The sequence below is a fragment of the Cedecea sp. B1(4) genome (assembly GCF_059414925.1).
Map to the genome: position 1 here is coordinate 1 of NZ_JCAHMZ010000276.1, position 372 is coordinate 372.

Below are 372 nucleotides of genomic sequence, written 5' to 3' on the forward strand. Positions count from 1 at the left end.
AGATTCGGAACTTCGTTCCGCAGGATTACTGGGAAGTGCACGCTACCTTCTCAGCAAACGCCGGATCCTATGTCGGTCGTTGGATCGCTCAGGGCGCCCAGACGGAAGAGGGCGACGACCCGGATGCTTCCGGAGCGAGGATCTTCGACAAAGCACAGGCGATGGCCATTGTTGGCAAGTGCCAGGGCGTGCCGCCGAGCTCGGTCACCGACGAGTCGAAAGGCACGTCCAGTTTGCCACCTCGCTTGTTCGACCTGACAACGCTGCAGCGCGAGGCGAACAAGCGGTTCAAGTTTTCGGCCAAACGCACCCTCGAAATCGCCCAGGCCTTGTACGAAAAACATAAGGCCACGACCTATCCGCGCACGGACG

Annotated in this window: 1 protein-coding gene; it reads left to right on the forward strand. The window is 59.9% G+C overall.

The features are described 5' to 3' along the window. The coding region (locus tag ACR6JA_RS22920; protein ID WP_494599788.1) for a DNA topoisomerase at nt 1–372 on the forward strand (372 nt) is incomplete at both ends.